Raw genomic sequence first — 20,979 nt, 5'->3', positions numbered from 1 at the left:
AGAGGTGGAGTCACAAAAGCTCCATCATTATGTAATGGTAATGATGAATATGAATAAGGATGAGGATCGAACTATGAAGAGACAAAAGCGGGATCGTATGGAACGCGCACAATCTCGAGGCTATCAGGCTGGTTTAAATGGTCGTTCCAGTGATTCATGTCCATATCAAACAATGGACGCCCGTATGAATTGGCTAGGTGGCTGGCGTGATGCAAGAGAAGAGGTGCAATCTGGCCGCGCGAAATAAAAATAGTCTTTCACCCTCATATCCACAACCATGCAGAGCCCCTTTGGAGTAGGGGCTTTTCCTTTTCTGGATGCTGAAACGTAAAAAAGCCGCTTGAATGCGGCTTTTGAAAGATAAATAACTGAATCAGATTCAGAAATTAGAAGTGTCCTGGAACAGACCAACTTTCAGGTCTTTGGCGACATAAATTTCTTTACCGTCAACCAATACACGGCCATCTGCAACACCCATGATCAATTTACGGTTGATGACACGCTTCATCTGAATTTCGTAAGTGACTTTTTTAGCCGTCGGCAGGATCTGTCCGGTAAATTTCACTTCACCCACACCCAGTGCGCGGCCTTTACCTTCGCCGCCAATCCAGCCCAGGAAGAAACCTACCAGCTGCCACATTGCATCTAAGCCCAGGCAGCCAGGCATGACTGGGTCACCAGGGAAGTGGCAGTCAAAAAACCAAAGCTCCGGATTGATATCCAGTTCAGCAGTAATCAGACCTTTACCAAACTCACCACCTTGATCGGTGATTTCGGTAATCCGATCCATCATCAGCATGTTTGGTGCTGGTAATTGAGGACGGCCAGGACCAAATAGTTTGCCCTGGCTAGATTCGAGGAGATCGTCACGGTTATAAGAATTGCACTTCTTCATTGGATGCTTATTTCTCTTTGAAATTATTGGGGCAATTTAGCTTACACCTGTACGCTATAACAACTCGGATCAGTGGTGGCCCAACCAGTTCCTGAAAAATGACAGCCAGCCGCGGTCATCACTGTGTCCGCTATGTACATGCTCAATACGATCTGCAATGACGTCCAGCAACGTGTCTTCCTGACCGTCTTCTTTGCTTGCATCACGACTGAAAGCTTTACCCGTCAGCAGAGGCAGGGCGTCGTTCACGCTCTCTACAGCCCAGATATGGAAACGACCTTGCTGAATCGATTCCAGTACCTCATCGGAAAGACACAGATTACTGAGGTTTGTTTTCGGTAATATGACACCTTGCTGGCCAGTTAACCCGCGGTACGCACAAACCTTGTAAAAACCTTCGATTTTTTCATTAATACCACCGACGGCCTGGACACGTCCGAACTGATCGACTGCGCCGGTAACTGCAATTTGCTGATTGATCGGTTGCTGAGACAGTGCTGAAACCAATGCGCAAAGCTCTGCCAGAGAAGCGCTGTCACCATCTACTTCACTATAGGATTGTTCAAAAACAATCGATGCAGCATAGGGTAGCGGTTGATCCAAATTCAAAGCAGCACTTAAAAATGCCTGCATGATCATCATCCCTTTGGCATGGATATTACCGGCGAGCTCTGCTTTACGTTCGACATCGGAAATATCGCCGTCACCGAAATGCACGACGCAAGAGATACGGGCAGGTTCACCGTATGCTGTTGGATGGCCTGGCATCTCAACGACGGTTAAACCGTTCACCTGGCCGACTTCCTGGCCCTGGCAGTCAATGATCACTTGGCCATGATGAATATCTTCAATAGCCCGTTCAGGCAAATAAGCGCTGCGATATTCTTTGGCTTTGAGCGAACGTTGAATGTGCTCAGCATGAATTGACTGGCCTTCGGACTCGATGGCTGCTTCGCAAAGCAAACTTAAATACCAGATTGGGCAAAGGGGCAGGCGATTCTGATCTTCTTCATGGCGAGCACCTGTTCTCATCAGCAGTTTCAGTGCTTCGGTGTCTGCAATATCGGGAAGCTTTGCTTTTTGAATCATCGATTTCAGATAACCCAGATAATCCGGCAGGTTATCCTGCGCCAGGCGCATATCCTGTTCGAATTCCCCGTACATACTGAATCCGGAAGCAATATCAGGCTCAGCATTTTCAAGCTCAGCCATCAGGTATCTGTCACCAATCAATACGAGTTTTACATTCAGCGATTCTGGCGCAGGAAGTGGGTATAATTTCTTCTGAGTTACTGGTTGCCACTCAAGCTGACCATTCATCAATACGGCTTTTAATCTTGGCCACAGGCTTGGATTCGCCAGGATACTCGCCACAGAGAGGACCAGGTAACCGTTGTTGGCTTGATGAAGTAACCCGTGTTTGACCTGAGGTTTGGTCAGTTTTCCGTCTTCAAGCGGCGGGTAAACTGCACCAAACAAGTTGATTTCAGTGACGTTGTCACCTGCAATGATGACGGAGGATTCTTCAGCCGACATTTGAGGTGCGCTGTGGAAGTGATGAATTAAATCAATCACATAATCACGGTAAATTTTGTTGTCCGGAGCTGTAACCCGAAGAACTCTGGGTTGAATAGTAACTGCTGTGAATCGGCGTACAGCATCGCACAGGCGATCTTGTAAAATGCCTGTCGGTGCAGGGGGGAGTTGTGCATATTGCGCCAGAACTGATTCATACTGCGAATAGTCTGGAAGCATGGTACGCCAGGATTCTTCTTGCATATCTCGATGTAAATTCCGTTACTGTGAAAAAGACAGCAGTATAAAGGAATCGCTGTCCGCATAATAGAAGACGTTTGGATTTTGCTGGTCAGGTGAAAACGGTCAGCCAGGATTTGTGTTAGCTGGGCCTAAAAAACAAAAGGTTACTCACTGCATCATTGTGCTTCATGGGTAACTTAGTTACACTGTCACTCTATACTAATTGTAGTCTTTCACAAACTCAGATAAGCAGCGGATTATGAAATATCAGCAATTGGAAAACCTGGAAGCTGGCTGGAAGTGGGGTTATCTCGCAAAGAAATATAAGGAAGGAGAGGCTATCACTCGATACATTGACACGAGTGAAGCAGAAGCGGCTGTGCAGTCTTTTCTTGCGCTGGAACACGAGCCAACAAAAGTGCTGGAATGGATTCAAAACCATATGTCTCCGGCATTGGATAACAAAATGAAGCAGGCGATTCGTGCAAAACGAAAACGTCACTTCAATGCTGAACAGGTCCACACCCGGAAGAAATCGATTGATCTGGATTATCGGGTTTGGGAAAAGCTGTCTGATAAATCCAGAGAGCTAGACTGTACGCTATCCGATACGATTGAGTATCTGCTGAGTGAGAGTAGTAAGTCGCTGGAAGCCAATAAAAAAGTTCAGGACATCAAACAAGACTTAAGTAAATTGCTTCAGCTTGATTGATTCGCTATACCTAATATCAGGCGCTGTTTGTTAGAGGATGGAAACAATGGAATATGTGTTTTTACTTGCAATCGCAGTACTTATCCTGGTTTTTAAAGATCGTCCGGTGATGGTGTTAACCTTTGAGCAAGGGGAGTTGGTCAAAACGAAAGGGAATATCCCAGCTGGCTTTTTAAATAGCTGCAAAGATATTGCTCATAGAGAGCCTTTTAATGGAAAAGTCAAGGTGTATAAAAACCGTTTTACGACGAAGTTGATTTTTTCCAGAGATGTACCGGTCAAAGTAAAACAGAAAATCCGTAACGTGTTCCCGTTTACAAACAGTAATAAAAAGGTGGGGCATAAACGCGCATGAAATGAATCTAAGGTCTGAATACCCAACAGACCTTTTTTTGTTTTATCTTAGCGCACTATAACTTCATTTTCTATTTAACAGTATAAATGACATTCACACTGAACCGCTAGCCTTGAGCACTCATTTGGCGACTTTGATGTACTTTCTCCAGGCATTGGTTCAGTTTCTTCATTGAAAGTGGTTTTACAATATAGCCGTCAGGTTTATGGGATATCACTTTTTTCACGGTCTCTATTTCACTTTCTCCTGTAACAATGATCACCGGTAAATGAGGGAAGTCCTGTTTAATTTGTGTCAGCAAGGGAATGCCGTCGAGGGGAACGTTAAGGTTCAGGTCAAGAAATACACAGTCGAGTGAATGACCAACCAGTTTGGATTTAGCAAAGATGGCTTCGGCCTGACTAGTTGAACCTGCATAAAGAAGCGTTTTTGGTTGGGCGCTGTTTCTCAGAAGTTGTGCTAAAATCTGCGCCATCACTTTGTTATCTTCAATAATCAGCACATTCTTCATCCACAGCCATCCTTTTCTTTTTATGGGTTTTTATTTACTTAGATACTAGAAAAGATTTCATCGACAATCTAGGAAATTTGGGCATTACTTATTGCATCTAATGCACCATAACTTATTTTTTAGCAAAAATATAAACAAGTTCACAGTACAAAATGATACAAACATTAATTACATCATTATCTAGCTTAAACAGGGAACATCTCTGCTGAACTGAATGATTGCTGAAAGTTTAGATATTCCTCACGATATCTATCAACCCAAGAGAGGGGCATCCCAGTAAAATGGTATGTTTGTCATAAACATGGTTTCAAACTCAGCCATCATCACTCAATGTATCAGGTGTGACCTTGTCAATGCAGACTTCTCCACTCGCTTATTTGAAATATTATCGGCGCTGTTATCGTGAAGACAGTCATGATCTTTCTTTGTCGAATGTCTTAAAAATTCGGCAGGATAGAAGGCTATGGATTCGAGAAGAAGAAAACCTGCTCACCGGTAAATTACCCAGGCAACCTGTCGTCGAAACAATTGCGGAAGAGATGGCAAAACAAGCCGATCTGTATCGAAGAGAAAAGCGTTTGATCTACGGCAGTCTGATGATCAAAGGTCAGATAAATATTACGAATGGTTTTGCTGCACAACGACAGCTGTTTTCGCCATTAATTTATTTGCCGGCTGAACTGGTTCTTGATGATGTCGAACACAGATGTGTTCAGGTTGATGTGACTGACATTCGAGTAAACAACGCGCTCCTGAGGCAAATACTTAGCCCTAAGATTGATCCGCAGGTGATTGATACATTTCCAGAACCAGTGTTTCCGCTGACCGACATTTATATTGCCCAAGTCGGACACTGGTTGGGGACACATTGCCAGGTTCAACGCCTTGAAAGTTTAGCCAGATGGCCGATTTTAGAATGCGCATCAGAGACAATGAAAATGTCCGGCACGGATAACATTGAGCTGGTGTGTGCCAGCGGACTCTTTCTTGCAGACAGAAGCCGAGGGAGTCGGGGCGTTTTACATGAATTGAATCTGATGCAACAACGGCAATCGCTTTCTCAGCCATTAATGCAATTGTTTCATTTAGAAAGCCATCGTGAGAAGCAACAAAGAAAAACAACATCTCACGTATGCCATTTACCATATCAGTTGAGTTTGCCTCAGCAACAGGCCTTGAAAAATGCTGCGCTCCAACCTTTAAGCATCCTGTCCGGACCTCCAGGCACTGGGAAAAGTTTTACCATTGCTGCGATGGCTATCGACCGTATGATGCATGGTGAATCTGTTTTAATCGTAGCTAAAACAGATCAGGCCATTGATGTGATTGCGGAAAAACTCCGGGATGGTTTTGGTCTTGAAGGTGGCTTTGTTCATGCTAACAGCACATCCTTTAATAAAACGATGCGCCAGTATCTGGAGAGTATTCTGCTGTCCGGCCAAAGAGTGACGGCGTCACAAAATGATAACTCTGCACAGCAGTTGAAACAGACAGGTGCTGAACTCGCAAAGGCTGAAAAAGAGTTTTCACGAGCTTTATGGATTGCTCGTTACGCAAGCGGACATAACTCCGGAACCTGGTTACAAAAACTCAAAGCAAATTTTCTGAGTCGTTTTATTAGAGAAAGTGCGTTATGGGAAACACAAGAGACACTGCAACGTGCCACACAAGTTTACAACAGCCTGGCGATGTCAGAAATTAACCGGACCAGGAATGAACAACTGGCTGATGTGCTTCAGACACAGCGCAGGACAATGCATCAGTTCTGGGATGCATTGAAAGCAAGGAACTCGAAGACTCAAGAAGAACGTTTCAGGGATACCGATTTTACAACGATAACGACAGCATTACCGATTTGGCTGGTTACAGTAGATGAATTGAGCCAGTCTTTACCGTTGCACGAATCCTTATTTGATGTGGTCATTTTTGACGAAGCGACCCAATGCGATATCGCAAGCGCGCTGCCGGCACTTTATCGTGCCAAGCGGGCGGTTGTTGCAGGTGATGTGAAGCAACTCCGTCATGTTTCTTTTCTTTCTCGCGGCCAACAGAACAAATTCTGGCATGAAGAAGGCTTACCAGAACATTTGTTAGAGAACTTCGCTTATCGCGATAAGTCACTGCTGGATTGTGTGTCTGCCAGTTTATCCAATCAAAGTGCTGTGACGTTTCTGGATGAGCACTACCGGAGCCAAGCCGATCTGATCAGATTCAGCAATCAATACTTCTATGGTAATCGTCTGAAAATCATGCAGGCACGCCCGGGGGGCTCACAGCAACCTGCATTAGAATTTATTTATTTGCCAGAAGGCCAACGTACTAAAACAGGGCGTAACTCAGCAGAAAAAGAAGCTGTGATTACTTTAATTCAATCTTATCTTGATGCTTTTCGAAACGCGGTGTACCCACCAAAAATCGGAGTCATCTCTCCGTTCAGAGAACAGGCTGCTTTTATTGAGAAAGCGGTAGAGAAAGAGTTTTCGTATGAAGTAATACAACGGCATGCGCTGCGGGTCTCAACGCCTTATGGATTTCAAGGTGAAGAGCGTGACATCATGATTCTGTCGATGGCTGTAGATGAAAACAGTGCTCGGGCTGCAGCATACTTAAATCGGGAGGATATGTTTAATGTCATGGTGACCCGCGCAAGGAAGTCACAGGTCATCTTTCATTCGTTCATTCCCGAAGTGTTGAGTCATCAGAATTTGCTCCGCCAGTATCTTGGCTTTTCTCATGACGATAAAGCTACAACGACGCAGCAAAACGCGGAATCATTTATCTGTGATTTCACTAACCAGATCAAACAAGCGCTGGAACGGGCAGGGATTCAGTATTGGGTCGGCGCTTTTGTTGCAGGCGAAAATATTGACGTGATCTGTCAGCATGGAGAAAGCACGCTAGGCCTCGATTTAATCGGTTACAGTGGCGATTTTGAAGGATACTTTGACCTCAATACTCACAGAACCTTCCAGCGCGCCGGACTGCAAGTACTCCCGGTACCATTCCAGCTATGGCAATCTGACCCTGAACGTGTCCTTCGTGAAATTAAAAATCGCTTAAGTATAAGCTAGCTAGGTTACCGCGTAACTTTTTGTGTAAGGTTCCGTCCAGTATTGGCTGATGCTGATAATATTGGAAATGATCGCGTTATTTCCTGAGAAATCATTTATCAATGAGTTTGATTCTTTGCTTGGACAGACATCAGATTATTGCCTCTGGTCAGAAATAATGGTCATCATCTAAGTGAGCCAACCCGATAAATCCATGAAGCTCTGAAACTGTCAGTCATTCGTATCTAACACATTTACCTGGTCATACATTTGGATTCCTTGGAGCATAATTAGGATATACGCTGGTAAGCAGCACCTAATTCAATGAAGCGTTTGATCAAACGATAAACTTGGCGCGGACTCAGTTTAAGTAAACCGGCAGCCTCAACACCGGTGAGCCGTTTGTCACAGATGTCTTGGATAAGCTCGATTCTCAATAATTCATTATCAGTCATGGTTAATAGCATCCACGGGCTCCAAACTCGGTAAAGAAAGCATGTTTTGAAGCTAGAACAACATGACATTTCAATCTGGCTCAAACCTGACACTTCTAACTAGATCTTACAACTCAAGTGCGCATAACATAGATTATGTTAAATGATGTGTCCGGAGGAAGTTATACTTTTTATATCCTGCCTACTCCTATTCTCAGATGGTCTTGGTTCTGACATGTTTGAGCAGCAATTTAACCATAATTGGATTTACCATAAAATAGGTAATTCACACTATGATTTAAGCTCTGCTGCAAATGTTAGTTTGCCTGGTCCTTCAATCTTAAGTGGAATAACCAGACAGACAAACGCCTAGCGTTTGTCTGTGGAAAGATGAGAATTATTCTGTCACCGAAACAATTTCAGCATACTCACTTAACATTTTATCAAGTTCCGGAACGCGGATTGGTTTTGCTAAAAATCCATCCATTCCAGCTTCCCGGTACTCGACCTGATCAGAATGCATGGCGTTTGCCGTCAAAGCGATAATCGGAAGATCGCACTGTTTTTCTCTGAGCTTTCGGGTTGCTTCCATACCGTCCATAACAGGCATGGAAATATCCATCAGAATCAAATCGAATTGTGTTGGCGATGCCAGAACCATATCCAAAGCCATCTGGCCATGATCGGCAACCTGTACTTTGTGTCCTCGCTTCTCGAGCATTAGTTTTGCGACCATCTGGTTTGTCTTGCTGTCTTCGGCCAACAAAATAGAAAGCGATCGACTCTGAGTGGTTTTGGGTTTCAGTGCCTGTTCTTCTTGCTGTGTTTCAACCACAGTGATCGGCAAGAAAACAGTAAAGCAGCTTCCTTGCCCGAGCTGACTTTGAAGTGAAATTCTTCCCTGCATTTTCTCAATGAGATGCCGGCTAATTGCCAAACCAAGACCCGTGCCGCCGTAACGCCGAGTGATGCTGCCATCTGCTTGCACAAATGGATTGAACAGATTCTTCTGTGCTTCTGCAGAAATACCAATGCCCGTATCAATCACTTTTACCGTGACTTCATTATTCTCTGTTGCGACAGCAACTTTGACTGAACCCTGATCCGTAAATTTAATGGCGTTCCCGATCAAATTGAACATGACCTGGGTGACACGGTTTTTATCACCAAGCATCCTTGCCGGCACAGCTGGATCAACACTGACACTCAGAGTGATATCTTTCTTCATGGCCTGATCTTCAAGCTGCTCAACCACAAGACTGACGCAATCCGTAACAGACATCGGCTCCAGATATAAATCGAATTTGCCAGATTCAATACGGGACAAATCCAGAATGTCATTAATAATAGTCAGAAGAAGCTGGGCAGACTGCTCCATCTGATTGATCCATTTCAATTGATTGGCATCGAGGCCTGAATCAGCCAGTGTATCCATCAAACCAAGAACCGCATTCAACGGAGTACGTATCTCATGGCTCATCATCGCCAGAAATTGTGACTTGGCTGCGTTCGCTGATTCCGCTTGTTGCCGGGCCTGTTGTAACTCAACCAGCCGTTGCTTCTTGTTGGTAATGTCTTTCGCCGTACCCCGGTAGCCTCTTAACTCACCATGCTTATTGAAATATGGACTGGCACTGAAACTAATCCATGCCCCACCCTCAATGCCTGGTAACTGCCATTCAAGATCTTCAAAATCTTCATTTTTAAGCAGCTTGTGCCGCAGCTTAGTCTGAAAATCTTTGTCGTCATCAAATAAATCCAAAAGGCTTTTTTTATCAATCACGTGGTTGGACAGATCAGGAGCCGAAATGTAGGTAAAACGAAATTCTGTGTCGATCTCCCAAAACCAGTCACCAACTGTATTCGCAAAGTCTTTGAATCGTTGCTGGCTGTGTAGCAGTTCTTGTGTTCTGACCGTGACCAGAGTTTGCAGTCTTTCCCGGTAATCGATATCAATGATGGCACGCTCAAGTAACGGTCTGAAACGCGCGAGAACCCTTTTACAGGCGGAACCAAATTGTCCTGGTTCAGAATGAATAAACAGGAGTAACGCATCTCCGGAGCTGACTTTGACGCCGGTCATCAAAACGGAACGACATAAGGCAAGTTTATCTTTTGATAACCTCTTGAATTCAGAAACCTGTGCAGGATCAAACAGCGCGATACTTTCACCATTAATCGCCCGGATAAAGGTTTGATTGACTTCCCAGTTGCAGCCTTCGAAATGAACACAGGTCGTGACGAGCTCTTCAAGTTGAGAGGATTCATCTTCACGAGTCAGAACCAAGGCGTGTTCAAAACCAATGTACTTACGCAAAACGGCCAGCAGACTGTTAAATACCTGACGCTTATTATTTGCGCCAGCCATTGCAGACATGCCAGCCAGAATTGCCGAGTATTCGTCTCTGAGTTGTTTTTCCCGTTCCTGGCTTCTCAGCAATGCAAGCAGGGTTTCCTGTAAAGTCTCTGTTTCTTTCCCTGTCATGCTTTTCATTCCCGGTAAAATAAAACTTTAGATATCATCAAATTGCCGTGCTCATTCTCACCACCAACAAACTGCCCCTGCTCACCGAAGGTAAATGGACAAATATATGGCGCGTCACACATAGCCTGCCGCATTTTTTCAGCAACCTGCGCCATTCTTGGCTTCACCTGAAGCATACAGCCTGCACAATAAATACTGATGCCACCAATCGCCTCAATTTGATGATGACTTTCTACCAGTCCGCCAACATCACGACCGGCACGGTTCACCAAATTGTCTTCTGTGCCCGTCATCAGATAAAAACGTTCTCCTTCCTTTATAGAAGCAAATAACGTAATTCCGCCACGTTCAGTAACTGAATTGGGATGAGCCAGTTTAAAATAAGGTAAATCATGTAAGATTCCGGCAACCCGCCCCAACGGGTACAAGGCCGAAAGAGACATGATCGATTCGTTGTAGTTTAACGAATGCTCTATCCATTCCTCATAGACTTCTTTAGCGGGCCGGTGATCAAGTTCGATCAGTTCCCTGCCGTCAATCTTAGTCGCAACAGCAGACAGCCCTGTTTTCGCATACCCGGAATGAAATGAAAAACTGACTTCGCAAGTTGGATAGAAGACACTGACTGCGACCCCTTCAGAAGAGGTATGGTCCTGAGTAAAAAGCTGCCATTGACCTGCAACATTTGCATCGGCTGCACTGCCGCCGATAATGGGAACCGGCGTACCGAACTCCTGAGAGATTGCTTCGATCGCTTCTTCTTCTGCGCCCGGGCTGGCGTGCAATAAAATCATTGAAGGCAGCTCGCCTAAACGGCCCGTGTTTTGGATTGCTTTTAATACGGCTTGCCGGGCCATTTGCCCTGGCCTTTGGTGTGTGGAAACCAATGCCGAGCCATAAGCGCCGTTAAAATCAAAAACGGCCCAAAGACCAATCACGGTATCAGGAAAATATCCTAATTCTGTCAAAATGCCCTGGCAGGATGAACACCCTAAGATCTGAGTATCAGGGAAGTCGGCAACGAGCTGCTGCCTGATGAGATTGGCATCTTCATGTCCGGAAAAGTAAACCAGCAGAAGGCTGGGACGAACCAGCCTGGCTTTGAGTTTTTCAACGGCTTCGCCAATTGCTGACTCTGTATCACCCAAGGTGGAGTAACTGGTAAGGATTTCCATGCTTCATTCGCGGCTGTTAGTGTATCTTCCTCATGATAGACAGTTTCAATTTGAGGATCAGCAGACGATTGAATTTTTATTAAAAAATCTCTTAAGTCTGCGGACAAGCTACCGTTATTACTAGGTAGCAATTCTTCACAGAGCAGATACGGACATGACAAAGCAACCAGTAATCATCGTAACAGAAGGAACAACAGCGTTAGGCAAACGTATCTGTAAAGAGATCGCAGCGACGCAGTCGATTGTCATCGTGTTAAGTAATGATGAAAATGCAGGTTATGACCTCGTGGCAGAGGATCCGAGAGTGCGGTTCCGAAAGGCTGATTGCTACAAAGAGTCTGACATTCAATCTGTGGTGCAAGAAATTCAGTCGCAGTTTGGTCGACTGGATGCATTAGTAAATAACCCGCCACTGACTCCGCCTGGTCATGATATCTCGTTCACAGAGCTGGATCTGTTCGACTGGAATCAGGCCTTACATCAACAGATAACTGCACCACTGTTTACAGCCAGACTGTGTTTTCCCTTACTCAAAACAACCCAGGGTGTAATTGTCCATGTCGTTCCTACCCCGCAGGACACAGCAGTGAACAATGAAGTACTCTCCGTCTGCAGTCATGGTTTGATCGGCCTGACTGAGTCGATGGCGAACAGTTTGTCGCCAGATGTCAGGGTACATGCTGCTTGTTACTCTCTGAACAGTAAAAACGATGATAAAACTGATGCAAATCAATTTAGTGATGTCGCGGCTATGGTACGTTTTTTAGTTAGCAAAGAAACTGCTCACATGAATGGTCAGGTCTTTAAAGTATCAAATCGAGTTTTTGATAAAAAAGCCATTTAAACTCATCATCAGAAATCAAATCATGAAAAGTTGATTAAAATAATCATATCTACATGTTTAATATGAATTATTTTGATCTAAAAAATCAATATATAAACACCTTCGTCAGACTCAATTCTGACTTTCCATCCTGAGGTCATCGCAGAGCTTTCAGGCAGAGAAAAGTTACCTTGTATGAAATACTTAGTAACATTTAAAACAATAGTCTCTGCCTGAGTGACATTTGCGGGGGAAATCAGCACCGCATGAGACACAACAAAGTCCAAAGGCAACTGCAACTGGTATTGATTCCCCCCTTTTTCAGGAAGCTGAATTAAGCGAATTTCCATCTTCCTTTTTGATATATCTTCAACACATTCTCCCGACTCCTTTTGGCAAAAAACAGAGACTTCCTCTGCAGGCCTCACCTCTTTATATGTAATTGTTCTCCATACAAATGCTGTGATCAGCACAGCAAGTAAGACCAGAATTTGAATCAGTCGGGCTTTTGTTAATTTTTGAGCTGCCATGATTGTATACATTTCCCATGTTACAGAGTTCAAACTTTTCACATAAAAATAGTGAGCGATAACAAGTGCGTTGCCATCGCACTGTCATTCATTTCTCATCTCAAGTATTATGCGTGCTGAAAATGCCACTTTTACAACAAAATAGCAATTTCTGTGTCGAATTGGTTATAAAAACAACACAGCATATAGCTAAGCTTTGGGTGGCATTGCGAAATGAAGTTGTTCGCAAAGAAACAAGAGTGTAGTTGAAAATTTTTAGTGGAAGCATGCAACATGAGCCAAGTAAAGCAGCTTGATCAAAACTACAACTATACGGTCGTTCGTCAATTCACTATAGCCACCATACTGTGGGGAATTGTCGGAATGAGCGTTGGTGTATTTATTGCCGCTCAGTTGGTATGGCCGGCACTTAACTTTGACACCCCTTGGTTGACATACAGCCGTCTGCGTCCGCTGCATACCAATGCAGTGATTTTCGCATTCGGTACCAGTGCGCTGTTCGCGACATCCTATTATGTCGTTCAACGTACATGTCAAACCACGTTGTTTGGTGGCAAGTTAGCGTCGTTTACCTTCTGGGGCTGGCAAGCCGTCATCCTGTCAGCAGCGATTTCGCTGCCAATGGGATTCACAACCAGTAAAGAATATGCTGAGCTGGAGTGGCCAATCGATGTGCTGATTGCTGTCGTATGGGTTGCTTACGCTGTCGTATTCTTCGGGACCATGATTAAACGAAAGACCTCCCACATTTATGTGGCAAACTGGTTCTTCGGTGCCTTCATCCTGACAGTGGCTGTGCTGCACATTGTAAATAGTATGGCAATTCCGGTCTCTATGACGAAGTCATACTCGGTTTACTCTGGTGCTGTCGATGCCATGGTTCAGTGGTGGTACGGTCACAATGCAGTAGGTTTCCTCCTTACTGCCGGCTTCCTGGGAATGATGTACTACTTCGTTCCTAAGCAAGCTGGTCGTCCTGTTTATTCCTACCGCTTGTCTATCGTGCACTTCTGGGCACTGATTTCTCTGTACATCTGGGCTGGCCCTCACCACCTGCACTACACCGCTTTGCCAGACTGGACTCAGTCTCTGGGTATGGTGATGTCTCTGGTACTGTTTGCACCATCATGGGGTGGTATGATCAACGGTATCATGACGCTGTCAGGTGCATGGCATAAACTGCGTTATGACCCAATCCTGCGCTTCCTGGTTGTTTCTCTGTCGTTCTACGGCATGTCAACCTTCGAAGGCCCAATGATGGCAATTAAGACAGTCAACGCCCTGTCCCACTATACCGACTGGACAATTGGCCATGTACACTCCGGTGCATTAGGCTGGGTTGCAATGGTTTCCATTGGTTCGGTTTATCACCTGATTCCAAAACTCTTTGGCCAAGAACGTATGTACTCAATCAAACTGATTAACGTGCATTTCTGGCTGGCAACTATTGGTACAGTTCTGTACATCGTTGCAATGTGGATCTCTGGTGTGATGCAAGGTCTGATGTGGCGTGCGGTGAATACTGACGGTACGTTGACTTATAGCTTTGTTGAAGCCCTACAAGCATCTTATCCGTTCTACTTCGTGCGTTTCTGCGGTGGTTTGGTCTTTGTAACAGGCATGCTCTTAATGGCTTACAACGCATATAAGACGATTGTCGCACCCAAAGACAGCCTGAAAGCCGTAGAGCAACCAGCTTAAGGAGTACAACAGATGAGCTTTCGTCACGAACTTGTAGAAAAAAATGCTGGTTTGCTGGCCATTCTGATTGTCATTGCAATCAGCTTTGGTGCCCTGGTTGAAATCACACCGCTGATTTATCAGGAGCAAACCACTGAGCCTGTTGAAAACCTGCGCCCATATACCGCCCTGGAAATGGAAGGCCGTGATATTTACATCCGTGAAGGTTGTACCGTATGTCACAGCCAGATGGTTCGTCCGTTCCGTTCAGAAACAGAACGTTACGGCCATTATTCCGTTGCCGGTGAAAGTGTTTGGGAACACCCATTCCTGTGGGGTTCAAAACGTACAGGTCCTGACCTGGCGCGTGTTGGTGGTCGTTATTCAGATGAATGGCATCGTGTCCACCTTCGTAACCCACGCGATGTCGTTCCTGAATCTAACATGCCTGGTTTCCCTTGGCTGGAAACGAACACGTTAGATGGAAAAATCACCTCTAAAAAGCTGGCATTATTCCGTGATAAGTTCGGTGTTCCCTACACTGATGAGCAAATCGCAAAAGCTGGTGATGATGTGAAAGGCAAGACTGAAATGGACGCACTTATTGCTTACCTTCAGTCGTTAGGTCACGCGATGAAATAAGGAGGCACCATGGATATTGGAACCATTCATAGCATTTGGACAGTCATCCTGTTCGCTAGCTTTATTGGTATTGTCCTTTGGGCCTACAGTAAACGCCGTAAATCTCAATTCGACGAAGCTGCAAACCTTGTGTTTGCCGACGAAGAACTGGATATGGCCACGCGTGAAAAAGACAGGAGCAAATAAGAATGTCTACGTTTTGGAGTATATGGGTCTCAGTCATCACGCTTGGCACCTTAGCCGCGATGGCAGGTCTTCTGATCTGGTGTAGCCGCGACAAAATGGGTGTAGAAGAAGGTGAAGACATGGGACACGAATACGATGGTATTCGTGAAATTAACAACCCACTGCCTAAGTGGTGGTCTTACATGTTTTGGGGGACCATCATTTTCTCACTGGCTTATCTGGCGCTTTATCCGGGCTTAGGTAATTTCAAAGGTTTGTTTGGTTGGCAGAGTTCAGATCAAACAGTTCGTACTGTCGCTGAGTCAAAAGCTTCTATTGCAAACGCCCAGCAACAACAAGAGCTGAACCAGTATGCCAAAGAGCTGGGTGATGCTGAGCAAGCCTACGGTGAGCTGTTTAAGACACTGGCTTATGATGAGTCTGGTAATCATCTTCGTCCAATCGAAGCGATTGCAGCAGATTCGGAAGCCCGTCGTGTTGGCCAGCGTCTGTTCCTGCAGAACTGTGCTCAGTGCCATGGCTCTGATGCTCGTGGTCAGCAAGGATTCCCGAATCTGACAGACAACGACTGGCTGTACGGTGGTGAACCTGAGACGATCAAGACAACCATCATGCATGGCCGTCAAGGTGCAATGCCTGCGTGGATTGACACTTTAGGTGAAGACGGTGTACAAGAAGTAGCCAGCTATGTTCTTAGCCTGTCTGGACGTAAAGTAAATGCCAAAGAAGCTGCTGCAGGTAAACAACGCTTTGTTGTCTGTGCTGCCTGCCATGGTACTGACGGTAAAGGTAACCCGGCTTTCGGTGCACCTGACCTGACAGATAACACCTGGCTGTTTGGCGGTTCACGTCGTGCGGTTGTTGAGACGATCACTCACGGTCGTCAAGGTGTTATGCCAGCATGGGAGCATATTCTGGGTGAAGAAAAAATCCAGCTTATCTCTGCATATGTCTGGGGTCTGAGCAACAGCGAACAGTAATTCATATTTCTGTTACGAATCAGTTGATTGTTGACGTTTGCTGACAATTTCACTGAAGATATGCCACTGAGCCCCTGCTAAAATCAGGGGCTCTTTTTATAGATTCGATAAAGGATTCACAATGCAAAAACCATGGTATAAGCAGTTTTGGCCTTGGTTCATAATTGCGATCCCAACCATCTCTGTCGTCTACAGTATGACGGCACTGTATGTCTTCTCGCAGAACAAGGTCGATTTAGTTGCTGAGGATTATTACAAGAAAGGAAAAGGAATCAATCAGGACTTTTCCCGACTTCGTGTTTCTGACGCTCTGAAAATCCAGGCGAATATCAGCGTGAGCGACACCGATATCGTTCTCCGTCTGAACAAGGGTGAATTGAAGTCCTTCCCGACTTTACGTGTGATGTTTACGCACCGAACGCTGGCTGAAAAAGACTTCACTCAAATGATCAGCCCGGATATGCAAGGGAATTATCGTTTCTCCGCTCCGGAGTCAATTGACGGTCCCTGGTTTGTTGAAGTTGAGCCTTTCAAAGGCGACTGGATGCTGAATGGTCGTTTGAATCTCCCCTCATCTGACCCGATTCCACTTTATGGACAGAAGCAAAGATGAGTGAATCTTGCTACCACTGTGGTGATCCGGTTCCACAAGATACTCATTTGAATGTCGAGATCCTGGGAGAGGCACGAAGTATGTGCTGCCCGGGATGCGAAGCTGTTGCACAGACTATCGTCGATAGTGGTTTAACATCTTATTACGAGTATCGTACAGTCACAGCAGATAAAGCCGATTTGGTGCCTCAGCAACTACAATCTTTGTCTCTCTACGATAACGAAGATATTCAGCAGGATTTTGTCCGATCCAGTGAGAATGCAAACGAAGTGACATTGTCACTCGAAGGTGTCTCTTGCGCGGCCTGTGCATGGTTGATTGAAAAGCAGCTCAAACGTGAACATGGGGTGCTCAATATTCGGGTAAACACAACGACGCATCGTGCCTTGCTCAGTTGGGATCCTGCTCAAGCAAAACTCAGCCAACTCTTATCTGCGATACATCGTCTCGGGTACAAAGCGGCTCCTTTTGAAGCTGATAATCAAGAACAGCATTACCATCAGACAATGAAGAACTACCTGTACCGGCTGGGCATTGCTGGTCTGGCAACGATGCAAGTCATGATGCTGGCGGTAGCGCTGTACTTTGAAGTTTTCGGTGATCTTGATGAAAGCTTCAGAAATTATTTCCGCTGGGTAAGCCTTTTATTTGCAACCCCTGTCCTGCTCTATTCTGCATTACCCTTTTATCTCAATGCCTGGCGGAATCTGAGAGCCAGAGCACTGGGTATGGACGTTCCCGTCTCTATCGCTCTGATTTTTGCTTACGTAGCCAGTTTTTATGCAACAGTCACAGAGAAAGGTGAAGTCTTCTTTGAATCCATTTCGATGTTCACTTTCTTCTTATTGATTGGGCGTTACCTGGAAATGCGAGCAAGGCGTAAAGCTGCTGCTGCCAGTGCGAATCTGCTCAAACTTATCCCGGCCATGGCCAATCTCGCCGATGGCAGTCAGATTGCAGCAAAAAGTCTGAAAGTAGGTGACGTTGTCACCATTCTGCCCGGAGAGAGCCTACCTGCAGACGGCGTGATTGTTTCAGGAAGCAGCGTGATTGATGAATCCATGCTGACAGGCGAGCCGTTACCTGTCCGCAAAATCCGTGGTGAAGATGTCTACGCAGGTACGATAAATGGTGATGGCAACCTGAATATTCAAGTGACCCAGGATCGCCAGCATTCTCTGATCTCGAATATTATTCGACTCCAGGATGAAGCTCAGGCATCAAAACCCAAGATTGCTGAATTAGCTGATGTTGTCGCGCGATATTTTGTTGCCACAATCCTGATGATTGCAGCCGGCACCTGGCTATACTGGCATCAGACCAGGCCCGACGATGCCCTTTGGATTACACTGGCTGTTTTGGTCGCCACCTGCCCTTGCGCTTTATCGCTGGCAACACCGACAGCGCTGACGTGTGCAACGTCCCGCCTTGGACGTCTCGGTATTTTGTTAAGACGCGGCCATGTTCTGGAAACCTTATGTAATATCAATCAGCTTGTGATTGATAAAACCGGGACCCTCACAGAAGGCAATGTCCGAATTGTAACAACGGCGTGTTTCTCTCACCAGAGTGAAGCTGAAGTTCTTTCAATCTCAGCCGAACTTGAACGCTTTGCGAATCACCCGATTGCCAGAGCATTTTCATCTCACCGAAACTCCGATTTTTCGTTTGATGAGGTGATCAATGAAGTCGGTTTTGGGCTGAAAGGATATCGCAATGGCCAGGAGTGGCGAATTGGTAAAGCATCATTTGCGCTTTTTAATCAAGCCCAGATGCCAACCGAAGAGGATTTTCAGGTCTGGCTGACTTGTGATGGGCAGGCAATCGCCGCTTTCAAACTGGATGATCCGATTCGCCCTGACAGTAAAGCATTAATCAGTGCCTTTCAGTCGGAAGGAATTCAGGTCACCATGCTGACAGGTGATCATTCAGACAACGCTACACGCGTCGCTGAACAACTCGCTGTCGATAAGCTGGTAAGCGGGGCGACACCACAAGGCAAACTGAATTATCTGCAGGAACTGGATAAGCATCAGATTACTCTGATGATTGGTGATGGTGTCAATGATGCGCCTGTGTTGGCTGGAGCGCATTTGTCACTGGCGATGGGCAGCGGTACTGACATTGCAAAATCGTCTGCAGATATGGTGCTCTTAGGAGACCACCTCAGCCGGATACTGGAAGCACGCAAACTTGCGATGAAAACACGCAAGATCATACGCGAGAATCTGTCATGGGCGTTAGGCTATAACCTTGTTATTCTACCCTTGGCGGTTGCAGGTCTGGTTGCCCCTTACATTGCGGTTTTGGGCATGTCGGCCAGTTCCATCATTGTTGTGTCCAATTCACTGAGGTTATTAAAAGAAGATGGCTAGCCTTTATCTGCTGATTCCAATTGCAATCATTTTCGTCTGTATTGCGGTTGCTGTGTTTATCTGGGCAGTGAAATCAGAACAGTTTGAAGACCTCGAAAGACAGGGGTATGACATTCTGTTTGATGAAAATGATGACAATTCAAAGCCTAATCATCTTTCCAAAGCGTCTGAGGCAGAGAAAAAACAGTGACAACAGATTTCTTTGCCGCTTTTGCGATTGGCCTGCTGGGTGCAGGCCATTGTCTTGGCATGTGCGGCGGTATTGCTGCTGCCATCACGCTTGGTATGCCAGGTCAGCAACAAGGCCAGCGCTTTCCTTTCCTGTTGTTGTATAACGCTGGTCGTCTGGCTTCTTATGCGACCGCAGGTGCGCTCATTGGCGGCGCCGTCGCTGGCATGGCATCGTTCAGTGGCATCAGCTCCGCCCTTCTCTATCTGCGTCTGTGCGCGGCTCTGATGATGATCCTGCTGGCGCTTTATATTGGCCAATGGTGGCAAGGCATAACTAAAATCGAATTTTTAGGGCAATCGCTGTGGCGCCGCATTTCACCTTTTGCGAAATCGATGTTGCCGCTGAAATCCCCCTTTGCTGCTTTTCCCTTTGGTCTCATTTGGGGCTGGCTCCCCTGCGGTTTGGTTTATTCGACACTCAGCTGGGCAGCTGTCGCCGGAAATGCTGTTTCGGGTGCGATGGTTATGCTGGCATTCGGACTGGGAACCCTGCCCGCAATGCTACTGGTTGGCACCATGGCGGAAAGGCTCAACCATTGGCTGTCGAATCATATATTTAAAAAAACCAGTGCATTTATATTATTGAGCTATGGAATTCACACAGGTTATGTAGCAATCACACAGTTTTCGTGATGTTTTATACTCGTCATCGTGAATAAGAGTATGTTAAAGTGAGTCCAGTATCCGAACTTGGTTAGGCCACAGTTTATGAATTCAGATAAAATCCCTACAAAACGTGTGCAGTCTGGTGGATGTGCAATCCATTGCCAGGATTGTAGTATCAGCCAATTATGTATTCCCTTCACACTCAATGACACTGAGCTTGATCAACTCGACAGCATCATTGAGCGTAAGAAGCCAATTCAGAAGGGACAGGAACTGTTCAAAGCCGGGGATGAACTTAAATCGCTGTATGCGATCCGTTCAGGCACAATCAAAACTTACACAATCACAGAACAAGGTGATGAACAGATTACTGCTTTCCATCTTGCAGGTGATCTGGTGGGCTTTGATGCAATTAACAACAATAAGCATCAGAGTTTTGCGCAATCGCTTGAAACATCCATGGTCTGTGAAATTCCTTTTGAGATCCTGGATGATCTCGCCGGCCAGATGCCTAAGCTCAGACAACAAATCATGCGTCTGATGAGCAGTGAGATTAAAAGTGACCAAAACATGATTCTGCTTCTTTCTAAGAAAAATGCAGAAGAACGTCTTGCAGCTTTCCTCTACGATCTGTCTTGCCGCTTCTCTGAGCGAGGCTTCTCCGCACGCGAGTTCCGTTTAACCATGACGCGGGGTGATATCGGTAATTACCTGGGCCTGACGGTTGAGACAATCAGCCGCCTGCTGGGACGATTCCAGAAAGCCGATATTATTGGTGTTAAAGGTAAGTACATTACGATACTTGACCGCGAGCAGTTAGCCGAACTCGCCGGCGCCAATTTGTGTAAATGATTTTGCTATAAATTGATGGGCTTGATGCCCATCAATTTTTTCTCCAATTCCCTTCCAAACCGCTCCACTAATTCGCAGCAATCCAT

The 20,979-nt window shown here is 45.7% G+C and carries 21 protein-coding genes; 14 read left to right on the top strand and 7 right to left on the bottom strand.

Annotated elements, in window-relative coordinates; genetic code table 11:
• Positions 1–73 precede the first annotated feature (73 nt).
• On the top strand, positions 74–247 hold the full coding sequence (gene rmf, locus ACYP03_RS11220) for a ribosome modulation factor (protein WP_248140297.1): 174 nt from the start codon (positions 74–76) through the stop codon (positions 245–247).
• A gap of 132 nt (positions 248–379) precedes the next feature.
• Here rmf and fabA read toward each other — a convergent pair whose 3' ends face one another.
• Both fabA and ACYP03_RS11210 read right to left on the bottom strand, forming a co-directional pair.
• Entirely contained in the window at positions 380–895 is a 516-nt protein-coding gene (fabA, locus tag ACYP03_RS11215; RefSeq protein ID WP_459779837.1) for a bifunctional 3-hydroxydecanoyl-ACP dehydratase/trans-2-decenoyl-ACP isomerase, read from the bottom strand.
• A gap of 69 nt (positions 896–964) precedes the next feature.
• Complete coding sequence (locus ACYP03_RS11210) at positions 965–2,674, bottom strand: AAA family ATPase (protein WP_459779835.1); 1,710 nt, start codon at positions 2,672–2,674, stop codon at positions 965–967.
• Between the two features lie 238 nt (positions 2,675–2,912).
• On the opposite strand from ACYP03_RS11210, the gene matP reads away from it, so the two are divergent.
• Both matP and ACYP03_RS11200 read left to right on the top strand, forming a co-directional pair.
• Entirely contained in the window at positions 2,913–3,365 is a 453-nt protein-coding gene (matP, locus tag ACYP03_RS11205) for a macrodomain Ter protein MatP (protein ID WP_330959507.1), read from the top strand.
• A gap of 46 nt (positions 3,366–3,411) precedes the next feature.
• Positions 3,412–3,720 carry a DUF3634 family protein gene (locus tag ACYP03_RS11200; RefSeq protein WP_330959508.1) on the top strand — a complete coding sequence of 103 codons (309 nt, stop codon included), beginning with the start codon at positions 3,412–3,414 and terminating at the stop codon, positions 3,718–3,720.
• Between the two features lie 106 nt (positions 3,721–3,826).
• On the opposite strand, the gene ACYP03_RS11195 is transcribed toward ACYP03_RS11200, so the two are convergent.
• A complete protein-coding gene (locus tag ACYP03_RS11195) occupies positions 3,827–4,231 on the bottom strand; it encodes a response regulator (RefSeq protein ID WP_330959509.1) in 405 nt (134 codons plus the stop codon).
• A 353-nt stretch (positions 4,232–4,584) separates the two neighbouring features.
• On the opposite strand from ACYP03_RS11195, the gene ACYP03_RS11190 reads away from it, so the two are divergent.
• Complete coding sequence (locus ACYP03_RS11190; protein WP_459779832.1) at positions 4,585–7,302, top strand: DEAD/DEAH box helicase; 2,718 nt, start codon at positions 4,585–4,587, stop codon at positions 7,300–7,302.
• A 269-nt stretch (positions 7,303–7,571) separates the two neighbouring features.
• Here ACYP03_RS11190 and ACYP03_RS11185 read toward each other — a convergent pair whose 3' ends face one another.
• The 3 genes from ACYP03_RS11185 to ACYP03_RS11175 form a co-directional block, all read right to left on the bottom strand.
• Positions 7,572–7,748, bottom strand: coding sequence for a helix-turn-helix domain-containing protein (locus ACYP03_RS11185; protein ID WP_459779830.1), 177 nt, complete (start codon positions 7,746–7,748; stop codon positions 7,572–7,574).
• 364 nt (positions 7,749–8,112) lie between these two features.
• Positions 8,113–10,200, bottom strand: coding sequence for an ATP-binding protein (locus ACYP03_RS11180; protein ID WP_459779828.1), 2,088 nt, complete (start codon positions 10,198–10,200; stop codon positions 8,113–8,115).
• A gap of 5 nt (positions 10,201–10,205) precedes the next feature.
• Positions 10,206–11,375 (bottom strand): FIST signal transduction protein, encoded by a 1,170-nt coding sequence (locus ACYP03_RS11175; protein WP_459779826.1) that lies wholly within the window; start codon positions 11,373–11,375, stop codon positions 10,206–10,208.
• A gap of 154 nt (positions 11,376–11,529) precedes the next feature.
• On the opposite strand from ACYP03_RS11175, the gene ACYP03_RS11170 reads away from it, so the two are divergent.
• On the top strand, positions 11,530–12,219 hold the full coding sequence (locus ACYP03_RS11170) for an SDR family NAD(P)-dependent oxidoreductase (protein ID WP_459779824.1): 690 nt from the start codon (positions 11,530–11,532) through the stop codon (positions 12,217–12,219).
• A gap of 77 nt (positions 12,220–12,296) precedes the next feature.
• On the opposite strand, the gene ACYP03_RS11165 is transcribed toward ACYP03_RS11170, so the two are convergent.
• Positions 12,297–12,728: a hypothetical protein gene (locus tag ACYP03_RS11165; RefSeq protein WP_459779822.1), complete on the bottom strand. Its 432-nt coding sequence runs from the start codon at positions 12,726–12,728 to the stop codon at positions 12,297–12,299.
• Between the two features lie 273 nt (positions 12,729–13,001).
• Between ACYP03_RS11165 and ccoN the strand changes: the two genes are divergently transcribed.
• The 9 genes from ccoN (at position 13,002) to ACYP03_RS11120 (ending at position 20,893) form a co-directional block, all read left to right on the top strand.
• The gene (gene ccoN, locus ACYP03_RS11160) at positions 13,002–14,429 is read left to right on the top strand and encodes a cytochrome-c oxidase, cbb3-type subunit I (protein WP_248140317.1); all 1,428 of its coding nucleotides are present in this window, start codon (positions 13,002–13,004) and stop codon (positions 14,427–14,429) included.
• Positions 14,430–14,441: 12 nt separating this feature from the next.
• Positions 14,442–15,050, top strand: a complete 609-nt coding sequence (gene ccoO, locus ACYP03_RS11155; protein WP_036751999.1) for a cytochrome-c oxidase, cbb3-type subunit II — start codon at positions 14,442–14,444, stop codon at positions 15,048–15,050.
• Between the two features lie 9 nt (positions 15,051–15,059).
• Positions 15,060–15,236, top strand: coding sequence for a cbb3-type cytochrome oxidase subunit 3 (locus tag ACYP03_RS11150; RefSeq protein ID WP_248140319.1), 177 nt, complete (start codon positions 15,060–15,062; stop codon positions 15,234–15,236).
• Positions 15,237–15,238: 2 nt separating this feature from the next.
• The gene (gene ccoP / locus ACYP03_RS11145; RefSeq protein WP_330959514.1) at positions 15,239–16,216 is read left to right on the top strand and encodes a cytochrome-c oxidase, cbb3-type subunit III; all 978 of its coding nucleotides are present in this window, start codon (positions 15,239–15,241) and stop codon (positions 16,214–16,216) included.
• A 121-nt stretch (positions 16,217–16,337) separates the two neighbouring features.
• Positions 16,338–16,829, top strand: coding sequence for a FixH family protein (locus ACYP03_RS11140; RefSeq protein WP_248140321.1), 492 nt, complete (start codon positions 16,338–16,340; stop codon positions 16,827–16,829).
• Entirely contained in the window at positions 16,826–19,204 is a 2,379-nt protein-coding gene (locus ACYP03_RS11135; protein ID WP_459779818.1) for a heavy metal translocating P-type ATPase, read from the top strand. The genes ACYP03_RS11140 and ACYP03_RS11135 overlap by 4 nt, the downstream gene beginning before the upstream one ends.
• Positions 19,197–19,394 carry a cbb3-type cytochrome oxidase assembly protein CcoS gene (gene ccoS / locus ACYP03_RS11130; RefSeq protein WP_459779816.1) on the top strand — a complete coding sequence of 66 codons (198 nt, stop codon included), beginning with the start codon at positions 19,197–19,199 and terminating at the stop codon, positions 19,392–19,394. Before ACYP03_RS11135 ends, ccoS begins: the two co-directional genes overlap by 8 nt.
• Positions 19,391–20,068, top strand: a complete 678-nt coding sequence (locus ACYP03_RS11125; protein WP_459779814.1) for a sulfite exporter TauE/SafE family protein — start codon at positions 19,391–19,393, stop codon at positions 20,066–20,068. The genes ccoS and ACYP03_RS11125 overlap by 4 nt, the downstream gene beginning before the upstream one ends.
• 75 nt (positions 20,069–20,143) lie before the next feature.
• On the top strand, positions 20,144–20,893 hold the full coding sequence (locus ACYP03_RS11120) for an FNR family transcription factor (RefSeq protein WP_248140325.1): 750 nt from the start codon (positions 20,144–20,146) through the stop codon (positions 20,891–20,893).
• Positions 20,894–20,979 lie beyond the last annotated feature (86 nt).

The organism is Photobacterium sp. R1, from assembly GCF_054600795.1.
Note: the sequence above shows the minus strand (reverse complement) of the source record. Positions and strands in the feature narration are given on the sequence as shown.

Coding starts and splice junctions, on each gene's coding strand:
- ACYP03_RS11175 (WP_459779826.1), bottom strand. CDS start 11,375: ATGGAAATCCTTACCAGTTACTCCACCTTGGGTGATACAGAGTCAGCA.
- ccoN (WP_248140317.1), top strand. CDS start 13,002: ATGAGCCAAGTAAAGCAGCTTGATCAAAACTACAACTATACGGTCGTT.
- matP (WP_330959507.1), top strand. CDS start 2,913: ATGAAATATCAGCAATTGGAAAACCTGGAAGCTGGCTGGAAGTGGGGT.
- ACYP03_RS11150 (WP_248140319.1), top strand. CDS start 15,060: ATGGATATTGGAACCATTCATAGCATTTGGACAGTCATCCTGTTCGCT.
- ACYP03_RS11185 (WP_459779830.1), bottom strand. CDS start 7,748: ATGCTATTAACCATGACTGATAATGAATTATTGAGAATCGAGCTTATC.
- ccoS (WP_459779816.1), top strand. CDS start 19,197: ATGGCTAGCCTTTATCTGCTGATTCCAATTGCAATCATTTTCGTCTGT.
- ccoP (WP_330959514.1), top strand. CDS start 15,239: ATGTCTACGTTTTGGAGTATATGGGTCTCAGTCATCACGCTTGGCACC.
- ACYP03_RS11170 (WP_459779824.1), top strand. CDS start 11,530: ATGACAAAGCAACCAGTAATCATCGTAACAGAAGGAACAACAGCGTTA.
- ACYP03_RS11140 (WP_248140321.1), top strand. CDS start 16,338: ATGCAAAAACCATGGTATAAGCAGTTTTGGCCTTGGTTCATAATTGCG.
- ACYP03_RS11120 (WP_248140325.1), top strand. CDS start 20,144: ATGAATTCAGATAAAATCCCTACAAAACGTGTGCAGTCTGGTGGATGT.
- ACYP03_RS11210 (WP_459779835.1), bottom strand. CDS start 2,674: ATGCAAGAAGAATCCTGGCGTACCATGCTTCCAGACTATTCGCAGTAT.
- ACYP03_RS11200 (WP_330959508.1), top strand. CDS start 3,412: ATGGAATATGTGTTTTTACTTGCAATCGCAGTACTTATCCTGGTTTTT.
- ACYP03_RS11180 (WP_459779828.1), bottom strand. CDS start 10,200: ATGACAGGGAAAGAAACAGAGACTTTACAGGAAACCCTGCTTGCATTG.
- ACYP03_RS11190 (WP_459779832.1), top strand. CDS start 4,585: ATGCAGACTTCTCCACTCGCTTATTTGAAATATTATCGGCGCTGTTAT.
- rmf (WP_248140297.1), top strand. CDS start 74: ATGAAGAGACAAAAGCGGGATCGTATGGAACGCGCACAATCTCGAGGC.
- ACYP03_RS11135 (WP_459779818.1), top strand. CDS start 16,826: ATGAGTGAATCTTGCTACCACTGTGGTGATCCGGTTCCACAAGATACT.
- ccoO (WP_036751999.1), top strand. CDS start 14,442: ATGAGCTTTCGTCACGAACTTGTAGAAAAAAATGCTGGTTTGCTGGCC.
- fabA (WP_459779837.1), bottom strand. CDS start 895: ATGAAGAAGTGCAATTCTTATAACCGTGACGATCTCCTCGAATCTAGC.
- ACYP03_RS11165 (WP_459779822.1), bottom strand. CDS start 12,728: ATGGCAGCTCAAAAATTAACAAAAGCCCGACTGATTCAAATTCTGGTC.
- ACYP03_RS11195 (WP_330959509.1), bottom strand. CDS start 4,231: ATGAAGAATGTGCTGATTATTGAAGATAACAAAGTGATGGCGCAGATT.